Origin of the sequence: Rhodococcus sp. 05-2254-5, assembly GCF_002258575.1 — a bacterium.
Classification (GTDB): domain Bacteria; phylum Actinomycetota; class Actinomycetes; order Mycobacteriales; family Mycobacteriaceae; genus Rhodococcoides; species Rhodococcoides fascians.
Genome location: NZ_NOZG01000026.1, coordinates 63,926 through 85,092, shown reverse-complemented (window position 1 = coordinate 85,092; position 21,167 = coordinate 63,926). Strand labels below are relative to the sequence as shown.

The window sequence follows — 21,167 nt, the reverse complement described above, 5'->3', positions numbered from 1 at the left end:
CGCCCCGGCATTTTCGGTCACGTAGATCCGCCGCGGACGAGCACGACACCCTCGACCGTGGCGACCTCGAACGAGCCGAGCGAGACCTCCGCATCGTCGAGGCAACGTCCGTCGACGAGAGAGAAGACCTGCTTGAGCAGCGGAGACGCGACGGTGGGCTCGCCGCCGCGGTCGCCGACCAGACCACGTGACATCACTGCAGCGCGGCCGTAGGGATCGATGTTGCCGACCGCGAACAGTCGTCCGTCGTCGAGCAAGAACAGTGCCGCCTGGGTGCCGCCGCGCAGCAACACCGCCACCCCGCGACCCGGGATGAGAGCGTCGAGGGTGCAGGCCGGGGTCCAGTCTCGCGAAAGATCGTTCGGTACCGAAGTATGTGAATCGATGACAGTCATGGCGTACCTCCTGGTCAGCTATTTGACGCTGCCCGTGTTTCTTGGCCGTTAAGCGGCGATTACCCACCTGTGCACATGCGCTCAGGTTCGTGACCTGTCGGTTGTCAGGAACCCGTCACTCGAGCACGTCACGCTCCGATGCGCGGCATCCCCATCAGCACGGGCACCTTGCGTGCGCCGGACTCGTCGAACGCGATGGTCGGATCGGCCTCGGCCGGAGCGTTGACAAAGGACACGAACCGGCCGAGCTTCTCCTCGTCTTCGAGCACCCCTGCCCATTCGTCCTTGTAGCCGGCGACGTGGCGTGCCATGTCTGCCTCGAGTTCTGCGCCGATGCCCAGGCTGTCCTCGCAGACGACGGCTTTGAGGTGGTCCAATCCCCCATCGAGCGATTCCAGCCACGGTGCGGTGCGTTGCAGGCGGTCCGCGGTGCGGACGTAGAACATCAGATAGCGGTCGATGTAGCTGACGAGTGTGGCGTCGTCGAGGTTGGACGCGAGCAACTGGGCGTGCTTGGGCGACTGGCCACCGTTGCCGCCGACGTAGAGATTCCAGCCACCTTCGGTGGCGATGATGCCGACGTCCTTGCCGCGGGCTTCGGCGCACTCACGTGCGCAGCCCGACACTCCGAACTTGATCTTGTGCGGCGAGCGCAGTCCGCGGTACCGGTTCTCGAGGTCGACGGCCATTCCCACCGAGTCCTGAACACCGTAGCGGCACCAGCTGGACCCGACGCAGCTCTTGACCGTACGCAGCGACTTTCCGTACGCCTGACCCGATTCCATGCCTGCGTCGACGAGCCGCTTCCAGATTTCGGGAAGCTGTTCGACGCGGGCACCGAACATGTCGATGCGTTGCCCGCCGGTCACCTTGGTGTACAGCCCGAAGTCCCGGGCGACCTCACCGATGACGATCAACTGCTCGGGCGTGCACTCCCCTCCTGGCATCCGAGGCACCACCGAATAGGTGCCGTTCTTCTGGATGTTGGCCAGGAAGTGATCGTTGGTGTCCTGCAACGACGCCAGTTCACCGTCGAGAATGTGATCCGACGAGGTGGACGCGAGAATCGAGGCCACGACGGGCTTGCAGATGTCGCAGCCGGCACCCGATCCGTACTTGGCGATCAACGATGAGAAAGTTCGGGTGTTCGTCGCCCGCACGATCTCGAACAGCTCGGCCCTCGACTGAGAGAAGTGCTCGCACAACGACTTCGACAGCACCACTCCCGATGCCGCCAGCAGCGATTTGATCGACGGCAAGCATCCTCCACAGGTGGTGCCTGCCGTGGTGCAGCTCTTCACCGCGGCCAGATCGCACGCACCGTCGGAGATGGCCGAGCAGATCGCACCCTTCGTCACACCGTTGCACGAGCAGATCTCGGCGTCGTCGGGAAGCGCTCCGATGCCGACCTGCTCGGCCGCCGGAGAGATCAGCGAACCCGGATCGCCCGGCAATTCGCGTCCGACGAGCGGCCGGAGCAGCGAGTACGCCGATGCGTCGCCGACGAGGATGCCGCCGAGCAACGTCTTGGCGTCGTCGGTGACGACGAGCTTGGCGTAGGTGCCCTTCGGCGCGTCGCTGAAGACCACCTCGAGCGCACCCGGAGTCGCGGCCATCGCGTCACCGAAGCTCGCCACATCGACGCCCATGAGCTTGAGCTTGGTCGACATGTCCGCTCCGGGGAATTCCGCTGCGCCGCCGAGCAATCGGTCGGCCACCACCTCGGCCGTCGAATATCCGGGCGCGACGAGTCCGTAGCATCGGCCTTCGACCGCAGCACATTCGCCGATGGCGTAGACGTCGGGATCGGAGGTGGTGCAGCCGATGTCGACCAGAATACCGCCGCGCTCGCCGACGTCGAGGCCGCTCTCGCGAGCCAGCCGGTCCTGCGGTCGTACCCCCGCGGAGAACACCAGCAGCGCCGCGTCGATCGTGTCGCCGTTGCTCAGCTCGACCGTCAATCCGGCGCTGTCGTTCTCGGTGATCGACGACGTGCCCACTCCCACATGCACGTTCAATCCGAGATCGGTGACGAGGCGGGCCAGTAGCGCACCGCCGCCTTCGTCCACCTGGAGCGGCATCAATCGCGGTGCGAACTCGATGACGTGCGGCGTCATGCCCATCTTCTTCAACGCGTTCGCCGCTTCGAGGCCGAGCAGGCCGCCGCCGACGACCACGCCCACGGCTCCCGGCCCGGCCTCGTCGGCACGCGCACGGATCCTGTCCAGATCGTCGAGGGTGCGGTAGACGAAGCACGCGGGCAGGTCGTGTCCGGCGATCGGCGGGACGAACGGGTAGGAGCCGGTGGCGAGGACCAGCGCGTCGTAGTCCACGGTGTCGCCGGCCGAGGTGATGACGGTTCGGTGGTCACGGTCGACGCGTTCGGCCCGCACCCCGGTACGCATGTCGACCAGGGAGTCGCCCGGATAGTCGTTGCCCGCCAACGCAAGTTCCTTGTGGTCCCAGGCACCGACGTAGGACGACAGACCCACCCGGTCGTACGCCGGCAGAGCCTCCTCGCACAGGATCGTGATCTTCCACTCGGCACCCTCGTCGCGCGCCCGCAGCGCCTCGACGAACCTGTGCCCTACCATTCCGTGCCCTACCACTACCGCGTTCTTCATTGCGGGTCCTTCCGATTTCGTTGCCGTGCAGAGTGTTTCGAGTGCGCCTGCACCGAGCGTCAGACGGCTACCGGTGCGTCGGCGTCGGCGGAGTCGGTCCTGCGCAGGTAGATCGCCCACGTGACGATCGCGCAGACCACGTAGAAGCCGAGGAACACCCAGAACGCTGTGGTTGCCGACTTCGCACTACCGGAGTACGACGCCCGCAGCACCAGGTTGATGGCGACACCGCCGAGTGCGCCGATGGCACCGGCGATCCCGATCAGTGCGCCGGACATCTTGCGGGACCAGTGCTGCTGTTCCTCGACCGTCAGGCCCTGCAGTGCAACAGATTTCGCAGCGAAGATCGCGGGAATCATCTTGTACACCGACCCGTTGCCGAGGCCCGAGAGCAAGAAGAGTGCGATGAATCCGATGACGAAGAGGACCATCACAGTGCCGCTGGCCGCCCCGGGCGTCGAGTCGTCCCAGGTGCTGGCCGCTACCAGAATTCCGGTGGAGAAGGTCATGGCCACGAACGTGTACAGGGTGATCTTTCCGCCGCCGATCTTGTCGGCGAGCTTGCCGCCGAACGGACGCGACAGCGACCCCAGCAGTGGCCCGAGGAACGCGATCTGTGCAGCGTGCAGAGAGGCCTGGGCCTGCTGAGCCGCCGTGGCGGGTGCCCCGTCGGTCAATCCGGCCAGGAAGTTGATCTGGAGTACCTGCCCGAATGCGAAGCTGAAGCCGATGAACGATCCGAACGTGCCGATGTAGAGGAAGGCGATCCACCATGCGTCGGAGAACTTCAACACGTCGATCATGGAGCGGCCGTTGGTCTTCTGGTTGTCGAGGTTGTCCATGTACAGCGCGGCACCGACGGCGGCGATCGCGATGAACACCAGGTACACGGCGCAGACGATCTCGGGCGCGGTGTTGCCGATGGTAGCGATGACCAGCAGACCGATGAGCTGGATGACCGGTACGCCGATGTTGCCTCCGCCGGCGTTGAGTCCGAGGGCCCATCCCTTTTCGCGCTGCGGATAGAAGGCGTTGATGTTCGTCATCGACGAGGCGAAGTTACCGCCGCCGACTCCGGCGAACGCCGCCACGATGATGTACGTGGTGTACGAGGCCGGGTTCAACATGAAGTACATCGTCAACAGCGTGGGAATCAGCAACACCAGAGCGCTGAAGATGGTCCAGTTGCGCCCGCCGAATTTCGCCGTGGCGAACGTGTACGGAATGCGCAGGACAGCACCGACGAGGGTGGGGACGGCCACCAGGAAGAACTTGCCCGCGGCATCGATGCCGTAGACCGACAACGGCATGAACAACACCATCACCGACCAGATCGACCAGATCGAGAAGCCGACGTGTTCGGCGACGACCGACCAGATCAGGTTTCGTTTGGCGATCTGCTTACCGCCGCCTTCCCACGCCTGCACGTCCTCGGAATTCCAATGCGCGATCCGGTGATTCACCGAGACGGGAACGGTTCCGGGCGGAACGGGTGCGGTGGCAGCAGAGCCGGTTTCGGCTGAAGCGCTGCGAGAAAGGCTGGTCACGTATGGCCTCCTGGTTCGGTGAGTGACACCAAGATAGGAAAGCCATGTTGCAGCGGCGCTGCGTGCGGTGACCCGCTGATTAACTCGTTCTCACCCGCTCGTCGACGTGTACGTGAGATCGAACGCGTCGACGAGCCGGGTCACCAGGAGTCTTCGAGCATCCGAGGTCGACAGCACAGATAGCCGCCGACCAGCAGAATCACAACGCATCCGGTGAGCAGCGTCAGCGGCAGTCCCCAACCGCCGGACACGGTATGCAGGAAGCCGAACAGAATCGGGCCGGTGGCCGACACCACGTAGCCCAACCCCTGGGTGAAGCCCGAGAGCGAGGATGAGCCCACCGCGGTGCGGGTCCTGAGATTGATCAGCGTCAGGGACATCGGGAACGTCATCGTGCCGAGACCGATCAGGCACACCCAGATCACCGTTCCGGCGGCAGGCGAGAAGTGCAAGCCGGAGAACCCACAGAGGTAGCACACCGCGGCGACCAGGACGAGCCCGAACGGATTACGCAATTTTGCGCAGAGGGTCGGCGTGGCCAGCGACGTGACCAGGCCCATCGCTCCGAACGCGGCGACCGAGGCTCCGGCCAACCCCTCGCCGATACCCGAGTCGATCAACAGCGTCGGCAGCCACGTCAACATCGAATACGTGATCAGCGACGTCATCGCGAACATCATCACCATTCCCCACGCGAGCGAGGATCGATGGATGCGGCCGCCGGAACGGGTGTGCACGGCCGCCGAACCGGCCTCGGCCGAGACGTCCTTCTCGTCGCGACCGCGTCGGGCGATCACGACACCGAGCCACGGCAATGCTGCGGCAACACCGACGATCGCCCAGACCCCGATGGAGAGCCGCCACCCGTGGGCATCGGCGACCGGAACCGCGAGCAGGGGCGGAATCATGGTGCTGATCTGGAGTGCACAGATGTAGATGGTGCTGACCACTGCGAGTCGATCCGAGAAGTACCGCTTGACCAGGGGTGGGATGACGACGTTTCCGATACCCATGCCGGCGAGGGCGATCGCGGACAGCGCCAGCAACGACGCCGTGTTCGGCGCAAATGCCCGGGTGGCCATCCCGATCGTGGTCAACGCCATGGCGAGCAGGGCGGCGCGCTCGAGACCGGTGCGCTTGGCGAGAAACGGTGTCGCCAACCCGAACACGGCGAACATCGCCGGCGGCAGCATCCCGACGACGCCGATCACGGCATCCCCGAACTGCAGATCCGTTGCGATCCTGCCGAACAGAGGGCTGATGGACGTCACGGCGGCGCGCAGCGTCAGCGCAGAGAGAACGATGGCGGCGAACACCAGTAGGCGGCCGCGAACGAGTGATGTACCGGTCTGGGTGGTCTCGGAAACGGTAGGCGCACTCACCGCGTAATCATAGGATGACCGGATCATCGGGTGCAACGCAGTATCATCGTCGGCGCAGCACCCCGAGCACTGCACCGCCCCCAGAACGAGGAGCCTCCGTGCGCCAGGTCCACCGATCGAGCCTGATCACCCAGGTCACTGCAGCCCTGCGCGACGAGATCACGTCGAAACGATGGCCGGTCGGCAGCAGAATTCCCACCGAACCGGAGCTGTGCGAGATGACCGGCACCGGGCGAAACACGGTTCGTGAGGCCGTTCAGGCACTCGTCCACGCCGGCATGGTCGAGCGACGGCAGGGGTCGGGAACGTTCGTCATGACCTGCTCGGACCTCGGCGGCACCCTGGGCAAGTACTTCTCGGACGCCCGTTATCGCGACGTCACCGAGCTACGGGAAACTCTCGAGGTGACCGCAGCAGCATTGGCTGCGGATCGACGCGACGAGCACGACATCCGAGAGATGAACGACGCCCTCGAGAACCGCAATGTCGCCTGGTCGAGCGGCGACGTGCCGTTGGCCGACGCCGTGCGAATCGACGCGCGCCTGCATCGCAGCATCGTCGCCGCCAGCCACAACGCGATCTATCTGGAGTTCTACGACTCCTTGCTACCGGTGATCCACGAGACGATCAGAGAACACGCCACCGCTCACGACGACGACTACGTCGCCGAGCACACAGCCCTCGTCGACGCGATCGTGGACGGTGATTCGGCCCGGGCAATCGCCTCCGCCCGGTCGCTGTTCCGCGAACTCTCCGCCCCTCCGGGCCACGCGCCCGAACCTACAGAATGAGACGCACCAGATCTGCCGTGCGCGCGAGGCCGGGAAATGCCTCCGACGTCGACCGCGGATGAAGTGCGTGCACAGCCAGACGAAACATCAACGCGCGCAACAGCATCTGCGGCCATTCCGGTAGATCGTCCCACCGGCCCACCAGACCGTCGTCGGCGTCTCCCCACGAGAGCGCGTCCACCACAGCGACGCCCGCAGCCCACGACGCCGGACGCCAGTACGGGGTGATGTCGCTGATCCCCGGTGCATCGCTGCCGGAGAACAACACCGTCCCGAACAGGTCGCCGTGTACCAATTGATCCGGCGATTCGACGGGCTTGCGCAGTGTCGCAAGCTGTTTGACCAATTCGAGGCTGCTCTTGCCGTCACTCGACGACGGCTCGGGCGCACCCGCACCGCGAGCGGTCCGTAGCGGAACGGCCTCCCAGGCAGCCCGGTCGGCCGCGACGAACACGTCGACGTCGGCCCACGGGGCGACGGGTGGCTGCACCAAGAAGCGGGGACGTTCCAACTGCGCGGTCGCTGCGTGCAACCGCATGGACAACGAGACCACTTCGTCGTGGCGAGGCTCGGGTTCGCCCGCGACGAACGTATCTGCACGCCAACCGGACACGACGTATCGACCATCGGTCGAGCGCACCGGTCGAGCGAGGCGAACACCGTCCACAGTCAGTGTTTCTCGCACCTTCGCAGACCAGGCTGCGCGAGCATGATCGGCGACGGGCGAGAGCACGACGTCACCCAGACGCCACCCTCCGTCCCAGTCCGCACCCAGTGGCGCAGGCTCGACATCGCGCAGCCCGAACGTAGAGATCACGTGCTGAGGAGGTTCGACAGAGCTCACGAACGCCACGGTACCGTCGATCGGGCAGAGCTCTGCGGACGACGCGCGCATGCGGCCCAGCCGCCACGTCAGTAGATGGGCAGGCCGGGCTCGATCTGCTTGGCCCACTCCACGATTCCGCCGTCGAGATGGGTTGCGTCGGTGAAACCGGCACCGACGAGAGCGTCGAGAACCTCCGCGGACCTGATGCCGGTTTTGCAGTACAGAACGATCGGTACCTGCTGTGGCAGTTCGGCCAACGCCGCCCCGGACAGAATTCGCCCGCGTGGTATCAGCCGAGCGCCCTCGATGCGGACGATGTCCCACTCCACCGGCTCACGCACGTCGATCAAGGCGACCTCGCGTCCGGAATCCAACATCGCCCGTAGCTGCTCGGGGCTGATCGAGGCGTCGTCGGATTCGACGGCCGGCACCACCCCGCAGAAGGCGTCGTAGTCGATCAGTTCCGTGATCGGGGTTCGGTGCGGATCACGGGCCAGTCCGACGGTTCGGTAGCTCATGGCCAACGCGTCGTAGATCATCAGCCGTCCCAGCAGCGTCTCGCCGATTCCGGTGATCAACTTGATGGCTTCGGTCACCATCACCGACCCGATCGAGGCGCAGAGCACGCCCAGGACGCCGCCCTCGGCGCAGGAGGGCACCATTCCCGGCGGCGGAGCCTCGGGGTACAGATCTCGATAGTTGATCCCGACGCCGCCCGGAGCTGCATCCCAGAACACCGAGACCTGCCCCTCGAACCGGTAGATCGAACCCCACACGTACGGGATACCGACCAGTGCGGCCGCGTCGTTGACGAGGTAGCGGGTGGCGAAGTTGTCGGTGCCGTCGAGAACGAGATCGTAATTGCCGAAGAGGTCGATCGCGTTGGACGAGTCGAGGCGGACCCTGTGCAGCACCACCGAGACGCCGTCGTTGAGTTCGAGGATCGAGTCCCGTGCGCTGTCGGCCTTCGGTCGTCCGACGTCGGACCGCCCATGGATGACTTGTCGCTGGAGGTTGGACAGCTCGACGTCGTCGAATTCCACGATGCCCAGAGTTCCGATGCCGGCGGCCGCGAGGTACAGCAGCGCAGGCGAACCTAGTCCGCCGGCTCCGACCACGAGCACGCGGGCGTTCCGCAACCGCTTCTGGCCGTCCGTTCCGACGTCCGGAATGATCAGGTGACGGCTGTACCTGGCAACCTCCTCGGAGGTCAGTTCACCGGTGGCTTCGACCAGTGGCGGTAGATGGACCACGCTCAGCGACTCTCCTCGACTCGACGGGGCGACCGCACAATTGCGTTCGCCGCCTTCGAATCTAATCCGCGATCGCTCACCCGCGCGGATAGGGCCACGGGTTGAACCGGCAGGTCTTGCCGTCCATGGGCACGACGCCTTCCGGGTCGAGCCGCGCGATGTCGTCGTTGGCCGTTCCGAACGTCTGCTGCATCATCACCGGTGCCAGCCCGCCGTCGGTCTCGCACGGCTGATGCTGCTGGTAGCCGATGGCGTGTCCGACCTCGTGGTTGATCTGATACTGACGGTACGAACCGATGTCTCCCTGGAAGGAGATCGCTCCGCGTACCCATCTGGGTTCGTTGAGCACGACCCGTTCGATGCCGGGGTTGTAGCAGGACACCTCGAGTTGGATGTCGTATCCACACGCCTGCCGAATGGACATCTGCGACGTCAGGGAGATCCGGAAATCCGGGTCACCCTGATCGATACGGCGGAACGCGAAACGTGGGTCGTTGGTCCAGCTCTTGGGGTTGGCCAATGTCTGATCCACCAGACGGCCGAACGACTCGTCGCCGCCGAAACCGACGGTGTCCACACCGTCTTCGACCTCGACGGTGTAGGTGAACACCCGCTCGGTTCCCTGGCCGACCTGCTCGGTGCTTCCGGCGACGGTGTGCCAGGTGCCTGCCCCCTGCACCGCGAACGGTCCACCGTCGGGCAGCTCACCGGACGAGATCGTTTCCGCGAAGTTGCCGTCGGCCTGCGGCGGGACCCCGATGATTCCGGTTCCGGACGTATCGGAGCTCAGCGTGCCGAAACCTGGGTCCTGCGAGGTGCCCTGAGAGGCGGTGCCGACGACCGGGTCACCGGCCCGAACGGCATCGACGACCACGAGCGCGGTGACGGCGATCAGGATCGGTACCGCGTACGCCCGCCAGCCGTAGGTGGCGGCGAACTTTCCCAGCTTGGTCTGTTTACGCACGTCACGCTCGGGGCGGCGACTGCGGTCCTTGACCTCGCGCTGCGTCGGGTCCCACTGCGCGCGCAACGGCTGATGCGACCCACGACCACCCACGCCTCGTGGAAGATCGTCCGACCGCTCGTCGAACCCGCCGGACTGCACACCGCCGCGAATTCGCGGCTCGCCTCGGTCAGTCACTCGCTCACGATCTCACAATCCTGCTCGCTCGCCGCTCGGCACGCCGATACCGGGGACGGATCTATCGGGCTCTCGGTACGACAAACATCGTACAAACAAACCATCCGATGTGATTCGAGATCGCCCGTTTCCGACAAGGATCCCCCAGGATCCCAGCGGTGCCGACGGCCACGAGTATCGTTGCCCGTGATCTGCGCTACGAGCGGTCCGAACCGAAGGCCACCCGCCGAAAGTTCACGCCGGACCGCACGTTGTCGAACCAAGACGAGCGCAGCTGTCGACGCGATGGGAACATATTTGATGACAGATCTCGACGACCGGAGGTCCTCCGACCGTCCGGCCACCACCGGCAACCGCCGCAGCGCCAGGCTGCCGCGTGATGCCCGTCGGGCGCAACTGCTGGCTGCTGCGAGCGAAATCTTCGTGACCCGCGGCTATCACGCGTCGGGAATGGACGAGATCGCCGAATGCGCCGGAGTCAGCAAGCCGGTTCTCTACCAGCACTTCCCCGGCAAACTCGAGCTGTACCTGGCGGTACTGCAGAGCTACGTCGACACCCTCATCGCCGGGGTTCGTCAGGCTCTGCGTTCGACGACGGACAACAAGCAACGCGTCCGCGCCGCGGTTCTGGCGTTCTACGATTTCGTCGACACCGACACCCAGGGTTTCCGTCTGGTCTTCGAGTCGGATCTGATGGGTGACCCTCAGGTCAACGCCCGCGTGGAGCAGGCGACCGAAGCATGCGTCGACGCCGTCTTCGACCTGGTCGCCCACGATTCCGGACTCGATCCGTACCGAGCACGAGTGCTGGCCGTCGGCCTAGTCGGTGCCAGCCAGTTCACCGCGCGCTACTGGCTTGAAGCAGATCGGCCGATCTCCAAGGAAGACGCCGTCGACACCACGGTCTCACTGGCCTGGGGCGGCTTGTCGCACGTTCCGCTGCAGTCTCCGTAACCAGCCGGTCGGGCATCCCGCCCACATACGCCACACGCCCCTCGTTCGAGTAGAACGAGGGGCGTGTGGTGTTACCGGCCGTCTCAGGTGGTTGCGAACCCGACCTTGCGAGGATCGGACGGGCCGATCTCGACGTACGACACCTTGGCGGTCTGGATCAAGAACTTGCGTCCCTTCTCGTCCTCCAACGACAGCACTCCGTCCTTACCTGCGAAGGCGGTCGATACGAGCGCCTCGACCTCGGCCGGGGACTGCGCACTGTTCACGACGAGCTCACGGGAACTCTCCGACACACCGATCTTGACCTCCACGGTCAACCTCCGAACTCTCGACAACTGACGCTGTTCTCGCCAGGCTAGTGCAGCCCGCGTGCCGCAGCCGCTTCCAGGCCTGTGCTGTCAGCGAACACCGGCGGGGACCCGCCCCGCCCGGTGCCCGATCTAGCCGATCAGTCCAACCCGAGCGAGGACATCCGCTCGGCATGCTGCTCCTGCATGCGATCGAACAGAGCGACGACCCCGTTGAGGTCGCCCGACGCGGTGATGACGAGATCGGTCAGCGACTCGCGCTGCGCGAGCACGAACTGGGCCTGCGTGATCGCCTCGCCGAGCAGTCGACGCCCCCACAACATCAGGCGTGCCTTGTCCTGGGAGCTCGCCCGGACCCGTTCGGACACCTCGTGGACGACGAACTCCGAGTGCCCGGTCTCGGCCAACACGTCGCGGACGATCTCCGCGACGTCGGGGGCGAGGCTGTGCGCGATCTGCCGGTAGAAATCAGCGGCGATTCCGTCACCCACGTATGCCTTGACCAACGACTCCAACCAGGTCGACGGCGTGGTGGAGGCGTGGTACTCGTCCAGAGCCCGCACGAACGGATCCATCGACGAATACACGTCGAGGCCACGGTTGGACAAAGCCTGTTCCAACGTCTCGAAATGACTCATCTCGGCGGCGGCCATACTCGCCAGCGCCACCCGGCCTTCCATGGACGGAGCCATTCGAGCGTCCTCAGCCAACCGGTAGAACGCAGAGATCTCGCCGTAGGCGAGCACGGCGAACAAGTCGGGAACGCCCGGGTGATCGTGTGCGATCGCGGGCTCCCCTCTGTCCGGATCGCTCGACCCGACGAGGGCGGTGGATGCAACTGCGGGCGACGACGACTCCGGCGAATGGGCTCCCATTCCACGAATCGTAGACCCGTGTCCGACGCCCCGTCGCGGGGCGCGTCACACCTGCCGCGACCCGTCGACCGTGGAGAATCTGGCCGGGCAAGCTACCATGGTGTCGATCGTTGCTCGCGGACCTGTCACACGGACCGAAAGCCGATGCGGCGATCATCGATAATGTGTGCGCACCTGATCCGGGTCGCCTCGAGAGCTTCGCCGCAGCGAACGTCACAGTTCGCGGCCGCGCTGAGGCTGACGGCGACATCACATCGGATTGAGGGCATCGACTTCGGCCGGCAATAGGCCTGTGCCCTTCCTTGTGCGTACGTTCGACCACGAGGAAGGCCAGTCCCCTGAGCAAGATAGTCGTAGACCAAGAATCCGAGACCGGCGACACCACCCTGTCGGCCCAACTGGACGACACGCATGTGCCACCGACGTTCGCCGAGTTGAACGTCGACGCCGACATCGTTCGTGCACTCGCCGACATGGGTATCGAGCGCACCTTCGCCATCCAGGAGCTCACTCTTCCGCTGGCCATCGCGGGCGACGACCTCATCGGGCAGGCCAGGACCGGAATGGGCAAGACCTTCGGTTTCGGTGTGCCTCTTCTGCATCGTCTCGCCACGGAGAATTCCGGAACGACCCCGCTCGACGGCACGCCACGCGCGCTGATCATCGTGCCGACCCGTGAGCTGTGTGTTCAGGTCAGCTCCGACCTCGAGAATGCATCGAAGTACCTCAGCGGCGCGAACGGCCCGGTGAAGGTTCTTTCCATCTACGGCGGCCGCCCGTACGAAGCTCAGATCAGCGCGCTCCAGAACGGCGTCGACGTCGTCGTCGGCACCCCCGGCCGTCTACTCGACCTCGCCAAGCAGAACCACCTGATCCTCGGCAAGGTCGGCGTCCTGGTTCTCGACGAGGCCGACGAGATGCTCGACCTCGGGTTCCTTCCCGACATCGAACGCATCCTGGGCATGGTCCCCGACAAGCGTCAGACGATGCTGTTCTCCGCGACGATGCCCGGCCCGATCATCACGCTGGCGCGCACGTTCCTGACGCAGCCGACGCACATCCGGGCCGAAGAGGCTGAGTCCTCCGCCGTGCACGATCGCACCGCCCAGCACGTCTACCGGGCGCACGCACTCGACAAGGTCGAGATGGTCGCCAAGGTGCTCAAGGCGGAAGGCCGCGGCGCGACGATGGTGTTCACCCGCACCAAGCGCACCGCGCAGAAGGTCTCCGACGAGCTCGCCGAGCGTGGCTACTCGGTCGGCGCGGTCCACGGAGATCTCGGGCAGGTCCAACGCGAGAAGGCTCTCAAGGCGTTCCGCACCGGCAAGATCGACGTGCTGATCGCCACCGACGTCGCGGCCCGAGGTATCGACATCGACGACGTCACCCACGTCATCAACTACCAGTGCCCCGAGGACGAGAAGACCTACGTCCACCGCATCGGCCGTACCGGCCGTGCAGGGCGCACCGGTATCGCCGTCACCCTCGTCGACTGGGACGATATCCCGCGCTGGCAGCTGATCGACAAGGCCCTGAATCTGGGTATGCCGGATCCGGTCGAGACCTACTCGAGCTCGCCGCATCTGTTCGCCGAGCTCGATATCCCCACCGATGCGACCGGCACCGTACGCAAGGCGGCACCCGCGCGAGCCGCAGAGCAGGCCGCTGACAAGGCCCCCGACACCGAGTCCGCAGCACCGTCGGCAGAGGCGTCCGCACCGAGCAAACCGCGCCGCTCACGCAGCCGCCGTCGCACCCGCGCGGGACAGGACGGGGACCAGGCCTCGACCTCGACCGACTCGGCCAACGCCTCTGCATCGACCGCGAACCCTGTTGCAGCACAGTCGGATTCGACCGATTCGTCGACACCGGAAGCGTCGACCAAGACCGCTCCTCGTCGCCGACGCCGTCGCCGCACGAGCGGATCGTCCGCCGAGACCGGACCGTCGACGGCGAGCGCGTCGGAGTAGTCTCCAGCCGTGCTGGCTCCAGAACGTAGGTCGAGAACCGATCTCGTCGTCGCGGCAGTCATCGCGGTGACGGTGGTCGTGGCCGCGAGCGTCGCCTGGCTCACGGGTGACGCTCGGGGCACCACCTCTGTCACGGCCGACAATCCACTCGCGCCGTCCGAGGCGGCCGCCTCCGTGCCCGCCGCCCTGTCCGAGTTGTGGCGGGCACCGAGTTCGGCGACGGATTCGGCGCATACGCCGGTTCCGGTTGTGACCGGTTCGGCAGTCGTGACCGCCGATGGCGGTTCGGTCGTCGGCCACGACCCCCGTTCCGGCGACCCGGCGTGGTCGTACTCGCGAGACCTACCCCTGTGCTCGGTGATCGCCTCCTGGAACACTGCCGTCTCGGTCTACCGCGACGACCGCGGTTGCTCGCAGGTGACCACGCTCGACGGATCGACCGGCGTCCGCACAGCACAGCGCACGTCCGACGCAGACGACTCGGTGTACCTCTCGTCCGACGGCACCTACGTGACCTCGCGAGGTGACACTCGGATGGAACTGTGGCGCTCGGACATGGTGCGCACACTCGAATACGGGCGCGTCGATGCTCCGGTCAACCCGGGTACTCAGCCGAGAACCGGATGCACGCTCCTGTCCACCACGTCGTCCAATTCGCGGACGGCGGTACTCGAACAGTGCCCGGGTGAGCCGGCCGCACGACTGTCTCTGCTCAACCCTGCCCCCAAGGATGCGAGCGAACCCGAGGAGTACGGATCCTCGGTGGTCCCGGATCTCGTCACCTCGGAGCAGGAGCCGACATCCGGACGCGTCCTGGCTCTGACGGGAAGCCTTGTCGCGCTGTATGTTCCGTCCGCAAACGGTGCCCCTGCGCGCATCGCGCTCTACGACGACACCGCCACGGCCGTCTCCGAGTTCGCTCTCCCCGCGGGCCTCGGCCCAACATCCGCACCGCCCGCCTCGCCGGCAGCGAAACAGGGTTCGGTGTTCACCTGGTTCACCGGCTCCGGAGTGCAGGCACTGAACTCCACCGACCTGACTCCGGCGTGGTCCATGCCCGGGGCCCTCGGCAGCGGTGCCGTCATGGCCGGCAGGCTACTGGTTCCCGTGCCCGACGCGATCGCGGTGGTCGAGCTCGCCACCGGCACGGTGATTGCCGAGATTCCGATCGATCGCGGCGACTACGACGGACCGGTGCAGACCTCCGTGATCGGCGATGTCGTCGTCGAGCAGCGCGGTTCCGACCTGGTCGCGCTGGGTTGATCGAGGACGGCCGATCGGAGGAGCTACTCCGCAGGGTCGTACGTCTTCAGTTCTGCTGTGCCCTCCCAGTGGGCCAACAAGTTCTCGGCCAGCTCGCGATACGCCTGCGCGCCCTTGTTCTTTCGCCCCGACAGCACCGTTGCGCCGGATGCACTCGCCTCCGCGAAACGCACCGTCCTGGGGATCGGCGGAGCGAGGACCGGCAGCGAGTACCGGTCAGAAACATCGCCGAGCACGTCACGGCTGTGGGTGGTACGGGCATCGAACAGGGTGGGCAGTGCACCCAGCAGTGCGAGGTCGGGGTTGGTGATCTGCTGCACCTCGGACACCGTCCGCAGTAGTTGTCCGACGCCGCGGTGAGCGAGCGTCTCACACTGGAGCGGGACCAGAACCGATTGCGCGGCAGTGAGACCGTTGAGCGTGAGAACACCGAGCGAGGGTGGGCAATCGATGACGACCACGTCGAAATCCTGCAGAATCGGTGCCAGAGCACGCTTGAGTGCGAACTCGCGACCGGCGCGCATGAGCAGCAGCGCCTCCGCACCCGCGAGGTCGATCGTGGCGGGCAACAGCACGATCCCCTCCGCCGTCTCGATCAGTACGTCCTCGACCTGTGCGTCCCCGGTCAATACCTCGTGCACCGACGAGTCGAGCTTGTCCGGGTTGTGACCGAGCGAGAACGTCAGGCATCCCTGCGGGTCGAGATCGACCACCAGAACGCGTCGGTCGAGTGCGTGCAGCGCGGCTGCCAGCGAGGCGACCGTAGTGGTCTTGGCCACGCCGCCCTTCTGATTCGCTACCGCAAGAATTGTCGTCACGCCCTGATCCTTGCCTAGATTCGCCGCTCGAGCGAGGTTTGTCGGTTCCGGGCGCGTCAGTGCATCACGATCGGCGGCGCGGATTCCGGAGAAACGTGCTTGGTTCGGGGCAGGAAGAACGCGGGCACGAACGTGATGACGATGAGCACCAACGCGACCATGAAGGTGGTCCCGAACGCGCGCGCCGAGATGTCGAATGCTTCGAGCTGGCTCGAGGCCGTCAGCGCCGGCTTCTGCTGCGCGGTCAACACCACCGACATCAGCGCGGTTCCGATCGATCCGGCCGCCTGCTGGACGATGTTCATCAATGTCGAACCGCGAGCGACTGTTTCGTTCGTCAACGTCTGCAGCGCAGCAGTCATGATGGGCATCATCGTCGAGCCGAGCCCCAGCCCCATGACGAACAAGGCTCCGATCAACAACGTGTACGACGTGCTGGTGCCGACCTGGGTGAACACCGCCATGCCTGCGGTGATCAGGACCATGCCCATCAGCACGATTCGTCCTGGACCGGTCTTGTCCGCGATCACTCCGGCGATCGGCATGGCTATCATCGCGCCGATACCCTGCGGTGCGAGAAGCAGCCCGGCCGACAGTGTGGACTCGCCGCGGAGCAGGAAGTAGCTGGGAAACAGCAACCCTGCGCCCATGAACGCGACCATGAAGAAGGTGGTCGTGATGACCGCGACGGTGAGTGAGCGGTTCCGGAAGAGCCTCAGGTCGATCAACGGATGCTCGACGCGCAGAGCGTGGAAGACGAACAACACGATCAGCACCAGGCCCACGATGACCGGAACCAGCACCTTGACGGCCAACACGGTCTCGGTTTCGACGACCGACGACGCACCGTAGAGAAACAGGGCCAGACCGGGCGAGAGCATCAGCATCCCGCGGAAGTCGAACGATTCCGACGGGGTCGGATTGTCTCGCGGAAAGATCACGATTGCGGCGATCAGCGCAAGAATGCCGATCGGCAAGTTGATGAGGAAGATCCAATGCCAGCTCGCGGCCTCGATCAGCCACCCGCCGAGGATGGGGCCGGCGATGGGCCCGATCAGCATCGGCACACCGAGCACGGCCATCACCCGGCCGATCCGTTCGGGGCCGGCGGCACGCGTCATGATCGTCATGCCCAGGGGCATCAACATGCCTCCGCCGAGGCCCTGCAGTACGCGGAACACGATCAACGAGGTGATGTCCCAGGCGAAACTGCACAGCACCGAACCGAGTACGAACAGCACCAGTGCCGTGATGTAGAGACGCTTGGTGCCGAAACGGTCCGCTGCCCAGCCCGTCAACGGGATGACGGTGGCCAAGGCGAGGGTGTAACCGGTCATCGTCCAGGCCGCGTTGGCATAGGTGGTCTCGAACACGTCAGTGAACGTCCTCAGGGCCACGCTGACGACGGTGACGTCGAGAATCGACATGATCGCGCCGAGAACGACGACACCGGCGATCTTCAGCAACGCTCCGTCGAGCTTCTCCGGGGCACCGGAGGGCGCGGGCTTCTGCAAGTCGGTCATTGTTCTCCAGATCGATGAGAAGAGCTACGAGGTCAATGCAGTGAGCACACTGACGGGCAGGACTGCGTTGCCTGCGACGGTGAAGATCCAGAAGAGAATAACCGTCCGGTAGGTCTGGACTCAATCGCGTTTTCGGACACATCCACCGGTTCGGTATGACGAAGCCCACACCCGACCGGCAGGCATGATCGTGTGCATGACCAACCACGGAGCCGTCGAGGCCGGCCGAGTCGTTCTACTCCGTCACGGGGAAACCGAATGGGCCCTCGCGGGTAAGCACACCGGAAACACCGATGTTCCACTCACCGCGCACGGTGAGCAGCAGGCAGTCGAGGCCGGCTCACTGCTGACTCTGCTGAATTTGCGCGACCCGGTGGTCATCAGCAGCCCGCGCGAACGGGCCCGTCGAACAGCCGATCTCGCGGGGCTCCAGGTCGATCGAACATGGGATGCGCTGTCGGAGTGGGACTACGGCGACTACGAGGGCATCACGTCGTCGGAGATCCACGAGACAGTGCCGCACTGGACCGTCTGGACGCACCCGTGCCCGGGCGGAGAGTCGATCGGTGACATCGCTGTTCGCGTCGAACTGGTGTTGTCCGTTGTTCTTCCACTGCTCGAAGGCCGGGACGTGGTGCTGGTGGGACACGGCCATTTCTCGAGAGCACTGATCGCCGGCTGGACGGAAGCGTCCATCACCGAAGGGAAGCGCTTCGCATTGTCCCCGGCCGCCTACTCACTGCTCGGTTTCGAGCACTCCTTTCGACAGCTCATCGCCCACAATGTTCACCCCTCGATTCTCTCTGCAGCCACCGATCGCTCGATCGGCACCGACCCGGCCGGAGGTCCACGATGATCCGCCGCGCCACCGAAGACGATGTATCCGCCATCTGCGGGTTGGTCCACGAACTGGCGGAGTACGAGAAGGCGTCCTCGTTGTGCACGGTCCGAGACGACCACCTTCGGTCGGCTCTGTTCGGTGAGAATCCGTCGGTATTCGCGCACGTCGCCGAGCACGACGGCGTGGTGGTGGGGTGCGCGCTGTGGTTCTTGAACTTCTCCACCTGGGACGGGGTCAAGGGAATCTATCTGGAGGACCTCTACGTGCAGCCGGACGCACGCGGCCATGGGTTCGGAACCGCACTGCTGGCAGCGTTGGCGGCCGAGTGCGAAGCCAACGGCTACACGCGGCTGACCTGGTCGGTGTTGGACTGGAACACCCCGTCGATCGGGTTCTACCGAGCGTTGGGCGCGCAGGCTCAGGACGAGTGGACCACATTCCGATTGACCGACGGTGCCCTGAGGGACCTGGCAGCGACAGCGTCCTAGAGACGCGGTTCGTCGTCGACGTCGCTGTACTCGGCCGCCATCCACTGCGACGAGGGTGGACTGAACAGCAGCACCAGCACGGCAACCACGACGATTCCCAGAACGATGCCGTAGACGGTCTGATGTGAACCGGTGAGCAGCGACCACACGACGGGAAGCAGCAGTAGCTGTACGACGGTTGCCAGTGCCCTCCCCCACCGTTTGCCGAGAATCAGGGCGACGCCTGCAGCCCCGACGCCGAGGCCCAGCACGCCGAACCACCCGGCCGTGCCGTACCCGTTCGCGACAGCGTTGTCGCCCTCTCCGGAGACCGCGCGCACGACGAGAACGAAGGCCGCGACCAGCGAGACGGCACCTTGTGCTGCGACGAGGACCCCGGCGGATCGAAAAGTGACCGGTGGGGTGAGGTTCTCGGGTTGGGTGGACACGGGACCAGCCTAGGCAACCGGGAGTGGAGCCTGCGGAACGACCCGGGTGGCGGGAATGGAGCCTGCGGAACGAGCCGGGTGGTGCCGGTGGAGTCCGCCGAGCCACCCGGTTAGTGTTTGTTCCTGTGCGTGCGCTGCTGATCGTCAATCCCAATGCGACTTCTACGACGGCTGCAGCTCGGGATCTGTTGGCTCATGCATTGTCGAGTCGGTTGCGCGTGACGGTGGCGCAGACGACGCATCGTGATCATGCGTCGGAGTTGGCTCGGGGTGCCCGTGAGGACGGGGTGGGCCTGGTGATCGTTCACGGGGGTGACGGCACGGTGAACGAGGTCATCAACGGTCTGCTCGGGGTTCCGTTGCCGACGTCGATGCAGGCGGTGACGATCGGCGCGATTCCGCCTATTGCGGTCGTTCCCGGTGGTAGTGCGAATGTGTTCGCCCGCTCTCTCGGAATCGAGGCGGATCCGGTAGCGGCCACGAATCAGTTGATCGGTCTACTGGACGCGCGGGCGCGGCGGACGGTCGGTCTGGGGCATTGCGACAACCGGTGGTTCACGTTCAATGCCGGGATGGGTTTGGACGCGGAAGTGTGTCGGGCCATCGATGCGAGCCGGAAGGACGGTACGCCGGTGTCGGCGACGCGTTATCTCCGGTTCTCGGTGCAGGAGTTCTTCAAGCACAAGCGTCGTCCGGCGCAGTTGACGGTGGAGGTTCCCGGGCGGGATCCGTTCGAGAACGTGCACTATGCGTTCGTGTCGAACTCGAGTCCGTGGACCTTCTTGAACGATCGTCCGGTCCATACCAATCCCGGGACCGCTTTCGATTCGGGTCTCGGTGTGTTCGCGATGCGCTCGACGGCACTGTTCCCCACGCTGCGGGTGTCGCGTCAGCTGTTGGCCAAAGGTGCAGAACCGAAGTCTCGCAAGTTGATTCGAGTCGACGACGTCCCGAGTGTTCGAATTACGTCTACAGAACCGATGGGGCTGCAGATGGACGGGGACTACCTGGGTGAACGCACCGAGGCGGAGTTCTTCTCGACTCCCGACGCATTGGATGTTGTCGCGCCCGTCACGTGAGACCCACTGTGACCTGCGCGCGAAGATGCTCGATGGGCAATTTCCTGCGAAATCACGAGCAATATCCGCCGAGTCGGGGTACAAAGGAGCGCAGAAGGCTAAAGCGAGCCTAACAGAGTGAGCTTGACCACGGTCACGCGCGTATCCCTTGACTTCACCTGAGTTCGTGAAAGCATTCACAAGCAACAGTGCGGAAACATTGGTTACCCACTCGTGAAACAGAAGAGAAACGAAACGGCGCTTCGGCGCCCGGTAAGGAGCAGAGGATGGACTGGCGCCACAAGGCAATTTGTCGCGATGAAGATCCGGAACTATTTTTCCCGGTGGGAAACAGTGGTCCGGCGCTCGCGCAGATCGCCGATGCCAAAGTCGTCTGTACTCGGTGCCCCGTCACCGCAGAATGCCTGTCCTGGGCACTCGAATCCGGCCAGGACGCAGGAGTATGGGGCGCAATGAGCGAAGACGAGCGCCGTGCACTCAAGCGACGCAACGCACGTACGCGCGCACGTAGCTCCGTCTAGGACGCAGACACACAACACTCGGTAGGCCCGGTATCCGCTCAGCGGATACCGGGCCTTCTGCATGTCGGACTGCATAGCGGGCGCTTCCACGGATCGGGCGTTCTCACGTCACAGTGCGGCCCGTTCGTAACGCACTGTTC

General features: G+C 65.0%; 20 protein-coding genes. 8 read left to right on the top strand and 12 right to left on the bottom strand.

Going from position 1 to position 21,167, the window contains the following annotated elements; all coding sequences use genetic code 11:
• Nucleotides 1-17: 17 nt before the first annotated feature.
• The 4 genes from nirD to CH278_RS16195 form a co-directional block, all read right to left on the bottom strand.
• Nucleotides 18-395 (bottom strand): nitrite reductase small subunit NirD, encoded by a 378-nt coding sequence (nirD, locus tag CH278_RS16210; protein ID WP_027496542.1) that lies wholly within the window; start codon nucleotides 393-395, stop codon nucleotides 18-20.
• A 128-nt stretch (nucleotides 396-523) separates the two neighbouring features.
• Entirely contained in the window at nucleotides 524-3,019 is a 2,496-nt protein-coding gene (nirB, locus tag CH278_RS16205) for a nitrite reductase large subunit NirB (protein ID WP_094622385.1), read from the bottom strand.
• Between the two features lie 59 nt (nucleotides 3,020-3,078).
• Nucleotides 3,079-4,482, bottom strand: coding sequence for a nitrate/nitrite transporter (locus tag CH278_RS16200; RefSeq protein WP_032391663.1), 1,404 nt, complete (start codon nucleotides 4,480-4,482; stop codon nucleotides 3,079-3,081).
• Between the two features lie 224 nt (nucleotides 4,483-4,706).
• A complete protein-coding gene (locus CH278_RS16195) occupies nucleotides 4,707-5,948 on the bottom strand; it encodes an MFS transporter (RefSeq protein WP_230074289.1) in 1,242 nt (413 codons plus the stop codon).
• Nucleotides 5,949-6,046: 98 nt separating this feature from the next.
• On the opposite strand from CH278_RS16195, the gene CH278_RS16190 reads away from it, so the two are divergent.
• Complete coding sequence (locus CH278_RS16190) at nucleotides 6,047-6,739, top strand: FadR/GntR family transcriptional regulator (protein WP_027496538.1); 693 nt, start codon at nucleotides 6,047-6,049, stop codon at nucleotides 6,737-6,739.
• On the opposite strand, the gene CH278_RS16185 is transcribed toward CH278_RS16190, so the two are convergent.
• From CH278_RS16185 to CH278_RS16175, 3 genes are all read right to left on the bottom strand, one after another.
• Entirely contained in the window at nucleotides 6,729-7,583 is an 855-nt protein-coding gene (locus tag CH278_RS16185; RefSeq protein WP_027496537.1) for a TIGR02569 family protein, read from the bottom strand. The two genes, CH278_RS16190 and CH278_RS16185, sit on opposite strands and share 11 nt — an antisense overlap.
• A gap of 68 nt (nucleotides 7,584-7,651) precedes the next feature.
• Nucleotides 7,652-8,818: an adenylyltransferase/sulfurtransferase MoeZ gene (gene moeZ, locus CH278_RS16180; protein WP_027496536.1), complete on the bottom strand. Its 1,167-nt coding sequence runs from the start codon at nucleotides 8,816-8,818 to the stop codon at nucleotides 7,652-7,654.
• A 76-nt stretch (nucleotides 8,819-8,894) separates the two neighbouring features.
• Nucleotides 8,895-9,923 (bottom strand): DUF3152 domain-containing protein, encoded by a 1,029-nt coding sequence (locus tag CH278_RS16175; RefSeq protein ID WP_370878773.1) that lies wholly within the window; start codon nucleotides 9,921-9,923, stop codon nucleotides 8,895-8,897.
• A 336-nt stretch (nucleotides 9,924-10,259) separates the two neighbouring features.
• On the opposite strand from CH278_RS16175, the gene CH278_RS16170 reads away from it, so the two are divergent.
• A complete protein-coding gene (locus CH278_RS16170; RefSeq protein WP_027496534.1) occupies nucleotides 10,260-10,913 on the top strand; it encodes a TetR/AcrR family transcriptional regulator in 654 nt (217 codons plus the stop codon).
• Between the two features lie 83 nt (nucleotides 10,914-10,996).
• Here CH278_RS16170 and CH278_RS16165 read toward each other — a convergent pair whose 3' ends face one another.
• Both CH278_RS16165 and CH278_RS16160 read right to left on the bottom strand, forming a co-directional pair.
• Nucleotides 10,997-11,224: a DUF3107 domain-containing protein gene (locus CH278_RS16165; protein WP_027496533.1), complete on the bottom strand. Its 228-nt coding sequence runs from the start codon at nucleotides 11,222-11,224 to the stop codon at nucleotides 10,997-10,999.
• Between the two features lie 137 nt (nucleotides 11,225-11,361).
• A complete protein-coding gene (locus CH278_RS16160) occupies nucleotides 11,362-12,096 on the bottom strand; it encodes a ferritin-like domain-containing protein (protein ID WP_256991857.1) in 735 nt (244 codons plus the stop codon).
• Nucleotides 12,097-12,398: 302 nt separating this feature from the next.
• On the opposite strand from CH278_RS16160, the gene CH278_RS16155 reads away from it, so the two are divergent.
• Complete coding sequence (locus CH278_RS16155; RefSeq protein WP_027496531.1) at nucleotides 12,399-14,066, top strand: DEAD/DEAH box helicase; 1,668 nt, start codon at nucleotides 12,399-12,401, stop codon at nucleotides 14,064-14,066.
• 9 nt (nucleotides 14,067-14,075) lie between these two features.
• Nucleotides 14,076-15,329 carry an Rv3212 family protein gene (locus tag CH278_RS16150; protein ID WP_094622384.1) on the top strand — a complete coding sequence of 418 codons (1,254 nt, stop codon included), beginning with the start codon at nucleotides 14,076-14,078 and terminating at the stop codon, nucleotides 15,327-15,329.
• 23 nt (nucleotides 15,330-15,352) lie between these two features.
• Here CH278_RS16150 and CH278_RS16145 read toward each other — a convergent pair whose 3' ends face one another.
• Together CH278_RS16145 and CH278_RS16140 are read right to left on the bottom strand one after the other, a co-directional pair.
• Nucleotides 15,353-16,147 (bottom strand): ParA family protein, encoded by a 795-nt coding sequence (locus tag CH278_RS16145; RefSeq protein ID WP_027496529.1) that lies wholly within the window; start codon nucleotides 16,145-16,147, stop codon nucleotides 15,353-15,355.
• A gap of 56 nt (nucleotides 16,148-16,203) precedes the next feature.
• Entirely contained in the window at nucleotides 16,204-17,670 is a 1,467-nt protein-coding gene (locus tag CH278_RS16140; RefSeq protein WP_032370720.1) for a DHA2 family efflux MFS transporter permease subunit, read from the bottom strand.
• A gap of 196 nt (nucleotides 17,671-17,866) precedes the next feature.
• On the opposite strand from CH278_RS16140, the gene CH278_RS16135 reads away from it, so the two are divergent.
• Together CH278_RS16135 and CH278_RS16130 are read left to right on the top strand one after the other, a co-directional pair.
• On the top strand, nucleotides 17,867-18,526 hold the full coding sequence (locus CH278_RS16135; RefSeq protein WP_052053376.1) for an acid phosphatase: 660 nt from the start codon (nucleotides 17,867-17,869) through the stop codon (nucleotides 18,524-18,526).
• A complete protein-coding gene (locus CH278_RS16130; RefSeq protein WP_094622383.1) occupies nucleotides 18,523-18,999 on the top strand; it encodes a GNAT family N-acetyltransferase in 477 nt (158 codons plus the stop codon). The genes CH278_RS16135 and CH278_RS16130 overlap by 4 nt, the downstream gene beginning before the upstream one ends.
• Here CH278_RS16130 and CH278_RS16125 read toward each other — a convergent pair.
• On the bottom strand, nucleotides 18,996-19,427 hold the full coding sequence (locus CH278_RS16125; protein ID WP_032366307.1) for a hypothetical protein: 432 nt from the start codon (nucleotides 19,425-19,427) through the stop codon (nucleotides 18,996-18,998). The two genes, CH278_RS16130 and CH278_RS16125, sit on opposite strands and share 4 nt — an antisense overlap.
• Nucleotides 19,428-19,552: 125 nt before the next feature.
• Here CH278_RS16125 and CH278_RS16120 point away from each other — a divergent pair, with 125 nt between their 5' ends.
• Nucleotides 19,553-20,506, top strand: a complete 954-nt coding sequence (locus tag CH278_RS16120) for a diacylglycerol/lipid kinase family protein (protein ID WP_032366306.1) — start codon at nucleotides 19,553-19,555, stop codon at nucleotides 20,504-20,506.
• A gap of 266 nt (nucleotides 20,507-20,772) precedes the next feature.
• Complete coding sequence (locus CH278_RS16115; RefSeq protein ID WP_032366305.1) at nucleotides 20,773-21,027, top strand: WhiB family transcriptional regulator; 255 nt, start codon at nucleotides 20,773-20,775, stop codon at nucleotides 21,025-21,027.
• The last annotated feature ends 140 nt before the right edge of the window (nucleotides 21,028-21,167 follow it).

What these genes read in the sequence shown, in the direction of transcription:
- nirD (WP_027496542.1), bottom strand. Translation starts at nt 395, where the DNA reads ATGACTGTCATCGATTCACATACTTCGGTACCGAACGATCTTTCGCGA.
- nirB (WP_094622385.1), bottom strand. Translation starts at nt 3,019, where the DNA reads ATGAAGAACGCGGTAGTGGTAGGGCACGGAATGGTAGGGCACAGGTTC.
- CH278_RS16170 (WP_027496534.1), top strand. Translation starts at nt 10,260, where the DNA reads ATGACAGATCTCGACGACCGGAGGTCCTCCGACCGTCCGGCCACCACC.
- CH278_RS16160 (WP_256991857.1), bottom strand. Translation starts at nt 12,096, where the DNA reads ATGGGAGCCCATTCGCCGGAGTCGTCGTCGCCCGCAGTTGCATCCACC.
- CH278_RS16140 (WP_032370720.1), bottom strand. Translation starts at nt 17,670, where the DNA reads ATGACCGACTTGCAGAAGCCCGCGCCCTCCGGTGCCCCGGAGAAGCTC.
- CH278_RS16135 (WP_052053376.1), top strand. Translation starts at nt 17,867, where the DNA reads ATGACCAACCACGGAGCCGTCGAGGCCGGCCGAGTCGTTCTACTCCGT.
- CH278_RS16130 (WP_094622383.1), top strand. Translation starts at nt 18,523, where the DNA reads ATGATCCGCCGCGCCACCGAAGACGATGTATCCGCCATCTGCGGGTTG.
- CH278_RS16115 (WP_032366305.1), top strand. Translation starts at nt 20,773, where the DNA reads ATGGACTGGCGCCACAAGGCAATTTGTCGCGATGAAGATCCGGAACTA.